The following is an 11826-nucleotide window of genomic DNA, read 5'->3' on the forward strand; positions in this document are numbered from 1 at the left end:
GCTTCTGGCAGAATGCATTCCCGCACGGTTCACGGTTAACAGACTGCTACCTGTTTCCTGTAACAAAATTTCAGTCGGCTGCGTTAGAGTTGTCGTTTTGTGATGCAGGCCGCTAAATTTACCCTTCAGTGTATATTCATATCAGAAAAAAATGACTTTGGGGGATTTTTCTGAAATTTAATTACAGCCTTATTTTTATTAATTTTTCTTATTTAAGTATTGTTTCAGCGCAATATATCGTCGATTCAGCACTTTTAAGACATGAATAATGTTTAAGAATTAAATCATCAGAATAAAAAACAGAAAATGAAGGGATAAATTAAAAATCTTCATGATGCATTAGTGCCCTCAATACCGAAGAGAACACCAATGCACTGAATAAATGATTATAAAAGTTGAGAGAGTCGGTTCAGATCCGATTGAATAGCACCCGCAGTCACATCGCGCCCCGCTCCAGGCCCACGGATCACTAATGGGTTATCTCGATACCAACGGCTTTCAATAGCAAACACATTGTCACCCGGTAATAATGAGGCCAGTGGATGTTCCGGCTTCACCGCTTCCACCCCCACTTTTGCTTTGCCTTTTACCGCATCAAACCGTGCGACATAACGTAGCACTAACCCAAGTTCTTGCGCTGCTTCTAAGCGCTGCTGCATTTGCTCGTTAATAACCGCACTGTTTTCAAAAAACGCGTCCAAAGAACCTGCCTGTGCTTGTTTTGGCACTAAAGACTCAACTCTTACATCATCCGGCTCGATGTCATAACCCGCTTCACGGGCTAAAATAATTAATTTGCGCATAACATCTTGCCCCGACAGGTCAATACGTGGGTCTGGTTCAGTTAACCCTTGCTGCCAAGCTTGCTCTACTAGCTCACTAAATGGGATGGAGCCGTCAAACTGTAAAAATAGCCATGATAGCGTTCCAGAAAAAATACCACTGATAGTCAGGATAGAGTCACCGCTTTCTTTTAAATCACGTACTGTATAGTTAATCGGTAGCCCTGCCCCTACCGTCGCGTTATATAACCAGTGACGACCTGTTTTTGCGAACGCATCGCGAATTTGACGATATTGTGCCGTTTGCGCCGCCCCCGCAATTTTATTTGCACTAATCACATGAAAACCATAACTGGCAAAATCTACATAGTCATCTGCCAACGTTTCACTGGCTGTGACGTCTAACACCACTAAATCATCATAAGGGTGGGAACGCATCCATAAAAATAGGTTATCATCCTCATGCTCTACGGCTTCATCATCAAAGAAAGCTAGTGCACGACTTGGGTCAATCCCTTGGTAATTCAGTAAGCTACGGCGGCTGTCTACTACGCCAGCTAGGACGAAATCAAAGTCACTACGTGCAGAAATTTTGTGTTGCTCCGCGGCAAAAAGTTCTAACCAACGCGCGCCAATATTCCCTTTACCAAATAACACTAAACCGATGCGTTTTTCTGCGCGGAATAAGCTTTGGTGCATCCCTTTAATTAGATGTTCCGTTTGGTTAGAACGCAAAACAGCAACTAAACTGATATCGTCCTCTGAATGCCAAATAAATTCAACAGGTTGCCCTTTTAATTCCTCATAAAAGCGGTGGCTATGTAACGGTTTTTTACACACCCCCGCACCGACTAATGCAACCAGAGAAAAACCTTCACGTAATGATAATGACCCCGGTAAACCGGCTTCTTCAAGGGTATTTAAGGCACTTTCGACAATCTCGGAGGTATAGCACAATTGCAGTAAAGAACGGTCATGATGAATACCGCGAGCCAAAGGGCGCAATTGAGCACGTTTAAGTAATAAATCCACATCTTTGCAGATTTGTTTAAAATCACGCCCCGCGGCGATACGCAATTCAATCAGACACACATCATCATGACTAGTCACGATTTTCGCACCAGCCCCTGATGCAAGCACCCGTTCAATTTTTGTTGAACCCTGTTCAGGTTGATAGCTACACCTTAATTGCAAATCAATGTTGCTCACAGAAACAGGCTGTAAAGTCCGTGTATGTAAAACAGGAGCCGCTAAACGCGCTAATTCACTCGCTTCATCAAGACGTAACAAAGGCAGTAAACACGCATCTTTCACTTTGCGAGGATCCGCGCTATATACCCCAGCGACATCACTCCAAATCGTCACTTTAGCAGCATCCGCCAACGCACCAACTTGTGTTGCAGAATAATCACTGCCATTGCGCCCGAGTAATACGGTTTCACCTTGCTGATTCCGTGAAATAAACCCTGTTACCACAATACGACGGTTAGGTAATTGCGTTAGCTGTTGCTGTAACAAATACCGTGACTGTATTTCATCAACTTGTGGCTGTGCCGCACGTTCCGCACGCAGAAATAAACGTGCATCGAGCCATGCACTTGCCATATCAGCTTGGGCAAGCACTTCTGCCATCAAGCGAGCTGACCAAATTTCACCGTGCCCGACCACTTCTGCATAAATCGCATCATTTATGGGTTGATCCAGCAATGCGCTTAAACGCTCTAAATCGTGAATAAATAACTGGCTTAGCTCTGCAGCCTTTTGTTCAGGTAAAAGAGATTCAATTAAATCAAGTTGATAGCGGCGTAATGATTGCTGAGCTTGATGAGCCGAAATACGATCGCTTTGGCTTAATTTTAACCAGTTAATCAACTGATTTGTTGTACTACCCGCGGCAGAAACCACCATTAAATCACCGGGTTGGCTATAGTTGGCCATAATTGTTGCAACGCGTTGATAGCACTTCGCATCGGCTAAACTACTGCCCCCAAACTTATGTAACTGGCGGTGGCAAGGAGCCACCTCAACCGCTGTTAGTACACTCATCAAAAAACTCCGCTAACGTTGTGCCGCAACCTGAAATGCGTGATCTAAGTCTGTGATTAAGTCCTGAGGATCTTCAATCCCCACTGAAATTCTTAGCAAGCTATCTGTGATCCCCGCTTGCGCACGGGCTTCTGCTGACATACCTGCATGTGTCATTGTGGCCGTATGGGAAATCAATGTTTCCACACCACCTAATGACTCCGCTAGTGTAAACAGGCTGAGTGAACGAAGAAAATGGCGAAGTTGTGGCTCATCACCTGCAAATTCAAAACTCAGCATCGCGCCAAAGCCTTTTTGCTGTTTCACTGCTATTTCGTGCCCGGGGTGATCTTCTAATGCAGGATAATACAATTTTTTTACTAAAGGCTGTGATTTAAGATATTTTACGATCTCTTGTGCATTTTGCTGTTGCTGTAATACACGTGGAGATAATGTCCGAATACCTCTCAATAGTAGGTAGCTATCAAAAGCGCCCCCAGTAACACCAATATTATTCGCCCACCAAGCAAGCTCTGTTACCCATTTTTCTTCTTTCGCAACCACCACTCCTGCAACAATATCAGAATGGCCATTCAAGTATTTAGTGCATGAATGCACCACAAAATCTGCACCTAGCGAAAGAGGCTGCTGCAAAATTGGGCTTAAAAAAGTATTATCCACAACAACTAATGCACCTACATCATGAGCTAACTGTGCAATATGCTGTATATCAAAAATTCTTAATAGTGGGTTGCTGGGTGTTTCGATTAACACTAATTTGGGCTTTTTCGCTAATGCAGTCTGCAATGCAGATTCATCACTTTGGTCGACAAATTGCACCTGATAAGCCCCACGCTGACTTTGGCTATTAAATAACCGGTAGCTTCCGCCGTAACAGTCATGTGGCGCAACGAGTAAATCCCCCGGTTGCAAAAAAACTGTACATAACAGGTGAAGCGCAGACATCCCACTGTTAGTCATTACCGAACCACTACCACCCTCAAGTTGTGCCAATGTTTTTTGCACAATATCACGCCCTGGATTTCCACGACGTGAATAATCATGAGCTCTCGGTTCATTAAAGTCAGTAAAATTATAGGTACTGGATAAATAAATGGGAGGCACGACGCAACCAAATTGTTGGTCTTCATTTAATCCATTATGAATTGCGATGGTTGACGGCTTGTAAGTCATAAACGCTTCTCCTGAACAGTGATAGGCTAAATCATACCCATCGGATGTTTAGACGTCAACATATCTAGACGTCTAAACCTCTTTACGTTTATATCTAGTAATGGAATAATCAGCCCTAATAATTATGTGTAAATTGATAGTCAATCGCATAAGTGAACTTAACTCGTTAATTTTATATAATATCTTGTGATAAAATAAGTTAAGTCACGTCTAACATATATGCAGACGTTCTCGATTTAGGGCTTAGATTAAGTTTCTATTAAAAAGAATATGCATATTATTTTTTATTATTATTGAAAATATCCAAGGTAACCCATGGCTGAATGGAATGGTGAGTATGTCAGTCCGTATGCTGAACATGGCAAAAAGAGTGAGCAAGTAAAAAAAATTACAGTATCTATCCCTTTGAAGGTACTAAAAATTTTAACTGACGAACGTACTCGTCGTCAGATTAATAACTTGCGACACGCGACAAATAGTGAGCTCCTGTGTGAAGCTTTTTTACATGCATTCACAGGCCAACCACTGCCAAATGATGAAGATTTACGTAAAGAACGTAATGACGAGATCCCTGAAGCCGCAAAAGAAATTATGCGCGAATTAGGTATCGACCCTGAAACGTGGGAATACTAGCCCCAATTAGTCACCATTACGTATCTCAAAACTTTAACTACGTCGCACGCCTTGCGACGTAGTGCCTTTCCTTATGTTTTATTCAAGATAGCTATAACGATGATGGCGACGCGCTCAAGTCTAAAGTGAAAGTACGAATAATGATATTATGTTCGCCGTGCTTTACCGCTTCTAATTTCTTCATTTAGACATAAAAACACTTATTTTAGGCATTAAAAAAGGGAAACTCAGTTTCCCTTTTTTTCGCATTTCACAAGTTCGATTATTTTTTAGAACCTGGGATGCTGAAACGTTGGTTGAAGCGATCAACACGACCACCAGTCGCAACATCACGCTGTTTACCAGTATAGAACGGGTGGCAATTACCACAAACGTCCAGGTTCAGCGAGTGACCAGCAGTTGAATTAATTTTCATTACATTACCGCAAGAACAAGTTGCAGTAACTTCTTCGTATTTAGGGTGAATACCTTTTTTCATGGGAGAACCTCTATTAAGGCCGTGTCGCCATTCCAGCCCTAACGCCGGACACCACACGTCGTGTTGATTGAATTTAATATATTGGTAAAAATAGATACCAAAGGCGGCGGATCATACAGAAATTCTGTTTATCACGCAATGAAAACCGAGTAAATTTTGTGGTACTCTAGTCAACAATCGCTCGCATTATCGCATAAAAAATAGACGGAAACCCAGATATGATCGTCGTTCAGGTGGCTTTACCTGTCCCTTTAAACCGCACATTTGATTATCGCCTTCCTGATAACATGCCACTACCAGTGATTGGCAGCCGTGTTATGGTGCCATTTGGCAAGCGCCAAGCCTTGGGTATTGTGGTAAAGCACAGCGATAAAAGCGAATTTGCTGAAGATAAATTAAAAGCCATCGAACTGGTTCTCGACCACCAAACGCTCTTCCCTGACGATATTTGGCAGCTCTTATTGTGGTCTTCACAATACTATCATTACCCAATAGGTGAAGTGCTCTTCCACGCATTACCCACACTATTGCGCCAAGGTAAACCTGCGGAATTTACCCCTATTTGGCAATGGCAAGTGACGGATGAAGGCTTAGCCGTTGACCTTAATGAGCTAAAACGTTCCCCAAAGCAGCAACAAGCTCTTGCACTTTTGCGTCGTAGACCCGTTTATCGCCATCAAGTAAGTGAGCTTGAAATCAGTGAAAGTGCTCTGCAAGCACTGAAAAAGAAAGCTTATATTGAGTTACATCCCGTTCAACCGACTAGCGAAAAGTGGCAACCAAGCTTTACAGTTTGTGGGGAAAGGTTGCGGCTTAATAGTGAACAAGCGACCGCTGTCGGTGCTATACGTGCTGAAGATGACCAATTTTCGCCATGGCTACTCGCTGGGATCACAGGGTCCGGTAAGACGGAAGTGTACCTGAGTGTATTGGAAAATGTCCTTGCCCAAGGTAAACAAGCTTTAGTTTTGGTGCCTGAAATTGGCTTAACCCCACAAACGATTAGCCGTTTTCGCGAGCGCTTCAATGCGCCTGTTGATGTGTTGCACTCAGGCTTGAACGATAGCGAACGCTTAGCGGTTTGGTTACGCACTAAGCAAGGACAAAACGCCATTATTATTGGCACTCGCTCAGCGCTGTTCACCCCTTTTGCCCGCCTTGGCATTATTATTATTGATGAAGAACATGACAGCTCATATAAACAGCAAGATGGCTGGCGTTATCATGCACGTGACTTAGCTGTTTTCCGCGCTAAAAAGAACAATATTCCCATTGTGATGGGTACTGCGACGCCATCACTAGAAACCTTATTCAATGTACAGCAGCATAAGTATCGGCAATTAAATCTCACTATTCGTGCAGGTAATGCACGCCCTGCGGCTCAGCACCTTATTGATTTAAAAGGCCAGCCGTTAAAATTTGGCCTTTCTCACTTATTAATTCAACACATTAAAGAACACCTTGCACAAAACAACCAAGTCATTCTATTTTTAAATCGTCGTGGTTATTCCCCTGCATTAATTTGCCATGAATGTGGCTGGATTGCAGAGTGCCAGCGCTGTGACCACTATTACACCTTGCACCAAAATTTCCATCAATTACGCTGCCACCATTGTGATAGCCAGCGCCCGGTTCCTCGTCAGTGCCCACAATGTGGTTCAACTCATTTAGTGCCTGTTGGAATGGGAACGGAGCAACTTGAGGAAGGGATTTGTGAACTGTTCCCTGATACCCCCGTTACCCGTATTGACCGTGATACCACGAGCCGTAAAGGGGAACTGGAACAGCATTTAAACCAAGTACATGAAGGGGGAGCTAGAATTCTTATTGGCACACAGATGTTAGCCAAGGGCCACCATTTCCCTGATGTCACCTTAGTCGCCTTATTAGATGTCGACGGGGCTTTATTCTCGAGTGATTTTCGTGCAGCCGAACGGTTTGCTCAATTATACGTGCAAGTTTCTGGTCGAGCAGGACGAGCTGGTAAACAAGGTGAAGTGTTCTTGCAAACCCACCATCCCGAACACCCATTGTTGCTCACGCTTCTTGAAAAGGGTTATCACGCATTTACCCAAGAAGCAATGGAAGAACGGCAAATCGCAATGTTACCACCTTACACCAGTCATATATTGATCCGTTCAGAAGACCACAATAACCAAGATTCGCGCCAATTTTTGCAAAATGTACGGCAATATATTAGTGAACATCCACAAAGTGATGCCAAAATGTGGATTTTAGGCCCCTCGCCGTCGATTCAAGCCAAACGTGGCGGGCGATTCCGCTGGCAATTGCTATTGCAACACCCTTCGCGGCTTTATTTACAACAATTTATGGCGAAACTGTTGCCAGAAATTCTTCAACAGCCAGAAAGTCGCAAAGTAAAATGGAACATCGATGTGGACCCGACCGATTGTTAACTCATTATCAATGCTAAAGGATTCATTTTACCTAACCATTTAACTTTATAGGCCATACCAGTATTGTCTTTGCAGCATGTTGATAAATTTGAATTATTTGCCATATAATTCTAAACGACCAAATTGAGTATTTTTCATACACATTGAGTTTCATTTATCTTTTTGCCCTTAGAATTATTTTCAAAATTTGCGAAGTAGCTCTAAAAAATGACGCAAGTCACATTTTTTATGCAAACTAGGTAACAGATATTCTTGAGAAACCAATTAGAATAACCACTAATAATGACGTACTTGCGCCATTCAAAAAAAGCAAACGATTAAATCAATCTAAGGAAGGCGTTGTGGAAAGTAAAAAACACAATAACACGGCAACGATGAAAGATGTTGCTAGTGCCGCGGGCGTTTCGACAGCGACGGTGTCTAGAACACTTATGAACCCGGAAAAAGTTTCTTTGCAAACACGCCAAAAAGTCGAACAAGCGGTGATGGATGTTGGCTATTATCCTCATAACCTTGCTAGAAGCTATAAGCGCAATGAATCAAAGACTATTCTTGTACTCGTTCCTAATATTCGCGACCCTTTCTTTAGTGATGTCGTGTGCGGCATTGAAGAAATTGCCGCTCAAGAAGGCTATTTTGTTTTGATTGGGGACTGTAAACACCAAGAAAAACAAGAAAATGCTTTTATTAATCTCATTATTACCAAACAAATTGATGGCATGGTCTTACTGGGTTCCAATATTCCATTCGATATCTCAACCGAAGAGCAAAAAAACCTCCCTCCAATTGTGATGGCCAATGAGTTCGCACCTGAGCTAAAACTGCCTACCGTACATATCGATAACCTCACCGCCGCATTTAACGCAACACATTACCTACAAAAACAAGGCCATAAACTGATCGCTTGTATTGCAGGCCCTGACCATATGCCTTTAAGCCAATATCGTTTAGAAGGTTATAAAAAAGCCATGTTACGCACAGGTGAAAAACTGCGTGAAAATTATATTATTCGTGGTGATTTTACCCATGAGGGTGGCGCTGAAGCAGTGAAAACATTGATGTCACTTCCTGAACCACCGACAGCTATCTTTTGCCATAGTGATATCATGGCAATTGGTGCGATGTGGCAAGCGAAAAAAATGGGCTTAAAGCTCCCTGATGACCTTTCTTTTGTTGGTTTCGATAACTTAGAGCAAGCAAAATATACCTTGCCAGCCCTAACGACTATCAACCAACCTCGTGCTGAAATTGGCCATCATGCGATGCAATTACTACTTGAACAGATTCATGGGCACAATGTTAATCCAGGCTCACGTCTCCTAGATTCTGATTTAATCATTAGAGAGAGCACAAAAGCGCCTAAAAGCTAGTCAAAGTTGCTCAGGTTAAGTAACATGTTAACCCAAATGATGACTAACAATTGATAACTAGTGAATTAATAGCGTGGCACAAAAAGATTATGTAGCTCGAGGGCGCTCATCCGCCCGTAAAAAAAGCAAAGGTAAATCAAAGAAAGCACAAGGACTACCAATGACAACATTGGTTGTTGCTGTCGCGATTGTCGTGCTATTTGTTGGCGGCCTGTTTTATATCACTCAAAATAAAAAGGACACACCACAACCTCAGGTAGCCACTCCCACAACACCGGGTAGTACGCTTCCACCAAAGCCTGAAGAACGTTGGCGTTATATTAAGGAACTCGAACGTCGTGGTGTGGATATGCCAAATATTCAACAGCCGAGCACGGGGAATAATATTGTGCGCCCATCAGATTTAACACCTGAACAGCGCCAGCTATTAGAGCAAATTGATTCTGACAGACGCCAGCCTGTCACTAACTTGCAAGAAATACCTGCAAACGGTAAACCAGTGCCGCGTTCACAAGTGCTCATCAATGAGCCTGCTCAACCTATCGAGCCAGTACAACGTAAACCGGCGGCCAATATCCCTCCAAAACTTGAGGCTCAACCAACCGCGCCTGCAACTCAACCACAAACGGCACCAAGCACTAAACCGACAAACAGCTTGCAAAATATGGTTGTTCAATGTGGTTCATTCCGTACAGCAGAACAAGCCGAGTCTGTTCAAGCTACTTTAGCATTCTCAGGTATTGAAAGCCGTGTAAGCGCAGGTGGAGGTTGGCACCGTATCGTTTTAGGACCTTATTCCAAGTCCACTGCCGAAAAAATGCGTGACCGCGCAGCAGGTGCAGGTGTTTCCGGTTGTATTCTTCGTGCTTCTGGGGGTTGAAAAATTCCTCCTTCCCCCCCATGTACTGTTTTAATGTACTCATGAGCGGTACTTTGTGTCTTCAACCTAGTTCAAGTGATAGTTAATTAGACAACTATCACTTGAATTTAATCTTTTGAAAATCACATTTAACCGCATTCTTTTTTGTAATAAAACCAGGGGCTAACTCATGACAACAATCGTAAGTGTTCGCCGTAATGGCCAGGTCGTAATTGGTGGTGATGGACAGGCGACGATGGGTAATACCGTCATGAAAGGCAATGTCCGCAAAGTTCGCCGTTTATACAACGACAAAGTCATTGCCGGATTTGCCGGTGGCACCGCAGACGCATTCACATTATTTGAACTGTTTGAGCGCAAACTCGAACTGCATCAAGGCCATTTAACGAAAGCGGCCGTTGAACTTGCTAAAGATTGGCGTACCGACCGCATGCTTCGTAAATTAGAAGCCTTGTTAGCTGTCGCTGATGAACACACTTCACTGATCATTACGGGTAATGGTGATGTGGTTCAACCGGAAAACGACTTAATTGCGATTGGCTCCGGTGGCCCATATGCACAATCAGCCGCACGTGCTTTGTTAGAAAATACAGACTTAAGTGCTAAAGAAATCGCTGAAAAAGCGCTCGCTATTGCAGGTGATATCTGTATTTACACCAACCATAATGTCAACTTTGAAGAAATTTCTTCAAAATCATAAGGATTGCTAGTATGTCCGAAATGACTCCACGCGAGATTGTCAGCGAACTCGACAATCATATTATTGGCCAAAATAAAGCCAAACGTTCTGTTGCGATTGCTCTGCGTAACCGCTGGCGCCGTATGCAGTTAAACGAAGTATTACGACACGAAGTCACCCCAAAAAATATTTTGATGATTGGGCCAACAGGGGTAGGTAAAACTGAAATTGCCCGCCGCCTTGCAAAATTAGCCAATGCGCCATTTATCAAAGTTGAAGCGACCAAATTTACTGAAGTCGGCTATGTTGGTAAAGAAGTTGACTCGATTATTCGCGATTTAACTGACTCTGCCGTTAAAATGGTGCGTTTACAGTCTATCGAAAAAAATCGCTATCGCGCCGAAGAAATGGCTGAAGAACGTATTTTAGACGTTCTTATCCCACCAGCAAAAAATAACTGGGGGCAATCTGAACCAACGGATGAGCATTCTCCAGCCCGCCAAGCATTCCGTAAAAAATTACGTGAAGGCCAATTAGACGATAAAGAAATTGAAATTGAAGTCGCTGCATCCCCTATGGGTGTTGAAATTATGGCACCTCCAGGCATGGAAGAGATGACTAACCAGTTACAATCCATGTTCCAAAACCTAGCAGGCCAAAAACAGAAACCTCGTAAGATGAAAATCAAAGAGGCATTCAAACTGCTAGTTGAAGAAGAAGCGGCTAAATTAGTCAACCCTGAAGAGCTAAAAGAACAAGCGATTGAAGCGGTTGAACAGAATGGTATCGTCTTCATCGATGAGTTCGACAAAATTTGTAAACGCGGTGGCCAAAGTTCGGGGCCAGATGTATCCCGTGAAGGGGTTCAACGTGATTTACTGCCATTAATCGAAGGCTGCACCATTTCCACTAAGCACGGCATGGTCAAAACTGACCATATTCTGTTTATTGCTTCAGGTGCATTCCAAGTTTCGAGCCCATCAGACTTAATCCCTGAACTCCAAGGCCGCTTGCCAATTCGCGTTGAGCTACAAGCTCTGACAACTGAAGATTTTGTGCGTATTTTGACTGAGCCAAATGCCTCATTAACTGAACAGTATAAAGCGCTGATGGCAACAGAAGGCGTGAATATTGAATTCACGACTGACGGTATTCGTAAAATTGCAGAATCAGCATGGCAAGTGAATGAGTCAACCGAAAATATTGGTGCTCGTCGCTTACACACAGTGCTTGAACGCTTAATGGAGGATATTTCTTTCGATGCCAGTGACCGTAACGGGCAAACTATCCAAATCGATGCAGACTATGTCAGACAGCACTTAGATGAGCTGGTGGCAGATGAAGACTTGAGTAGATTTATTTTATAAT

General features: G+C 43.2%; 9 protein-coding genes. 6 read left to right on the top strand and 3 right to left on the bottom strand.

The genetic code is table 11. The features are described 5' to 3' along the window. Positions 1 to 386: 386 nt before the first annotated feature. Both FVA72_RS20865 and metB read right to left on the bottom strand, forming a co-directional pair. On the bottom strand, positions 387 to 2828 hold the full coding sequence (locus FVA72_RS20865; RefSeq protein WP_094961901.1) for a bifunctional aspartate kinase/homoserine dehydrogenase II: 2442 nt from the start codon (positions 2826 to 2828) through the stop codon (positions 387 to 389). Between the two features lie 12 nt (positions 2829 to 2840). Then, complete coding sequence (metB, locus tag FVA72_RS20870) at positions 2841 to 4001, bottom strand: cystathionine gamma-synthase (protein WP_110592825.1); 1161 nt, start codon at positions 3999 to 4001, stop codon at positions 2841 to 2843. A 315-nt stretch (positions 4002 to 4316) separates the two neighbouring features. Between metB and metJ the strand changes: the two genes are divergently transcribed. Next, on the top strand, positions 4317 to 4634 hold the full coding sequence (metJ, locus tag FVA72_RS20875; RefSeq protein WP_004265315.1) for a met regulon transcriptional regulator MetJ: 318 nt from the start codon (positions 4317 to 4319) through the stop codon (positions 4632 to 4634). A 262-nt stretch (positions 4635 to 4896) separates the two neighbouring features. Here the strand turns inward: metJ and rpmE are convergent, their stop codons facing one another. Beyond that, positions 4897 to 5112, bottom strand: a complete 216-nt coding sequence (gene rpmE, locus FVA72_RS20880; protein ID WP_004265313.1) for a 50S ribosomal protein L31 — start codon at positions 5110 to 5112, stop codon at positions 4897 to 4899. Between the two features lie 218 nt (positions 5113 to 5330). Between rpmE and priA the strand changes: the two genes are divergently transcribed. The 5 genes from priA to hslU all read left to right on the top strand — a co-directional run bounded on the left by priA (position 5331) and on the right by hslU (position 11825). Then, complete coding sequence (gene priA, locus FVA72_RS20885; protein WP_004265310.1) at positions 5331 to 7529, top strand: primosomal protein N'; 2199 nt, start codon at positions 5331 to 5333, stop codon at positions 7527 to 7529. Positions 7530 to 7870: 341 nt separating this feature from the next. Continuing rightward, positions 7871 to 8899: a DNA-binding transcriptional regulator CytR gene (gene cytR / locus FVA72_RS20890; protein WP_004265308.1), complete on the top strand. Its 1029-nt coding sequence runs from the start codon at positions 7871 to 7873 to the stop codon at positions 8897 to 8899. A 73-nt stretch (positions 8900 to 8972) separates the two neighbouring features. Continuing rightward, positions 8973 to 9779, top strand: a complete 807-nt coding sequence (gene ftsN, locus FVA72_RS20895) for a cell division protein FtsN (protein WP_004265307.1) — start codon at positions 8973 to 8975, stop codon at positions 9777 to 9779. Between the two features lie 169 nt (positions 9780 to 9948). Next, a complete protein-coding gene (gene hslV / locus FVA72_RS20900; protein ID WP_004265304.1) occupies positions 9949 to 10479 on the top strand; it encodes an ATP-dependent protease subunit HslV in 531 nt (176 codons plus the stop codon). Positions 10480 to 10490: 11 nt separating this feature from the next. Next, positions 10491 to 11825, top strand: coding sequence for an HslU--HslV peptidase ATPase subunit (hslU, locus tag FVA72_RS20905; protein ID WP_004265302.1), 1335 nt, complete (start codon positions 10491 to 10493; stop codon positions 11823 to 11825). The last annotated feature ends 1 nt before the right edge of the window (position 11826 follow it).

Source organism: Providencia sp. PROV061, from assembly GCF_011045655.1.
GTDB classification, from domain to species: domain Bacteria; phylum Pseudomonadota; class Gammaproteobacteria; order Enterobacterales; family Enterobacteriaceae; genus Providencia; species Providencia hangzhouensis.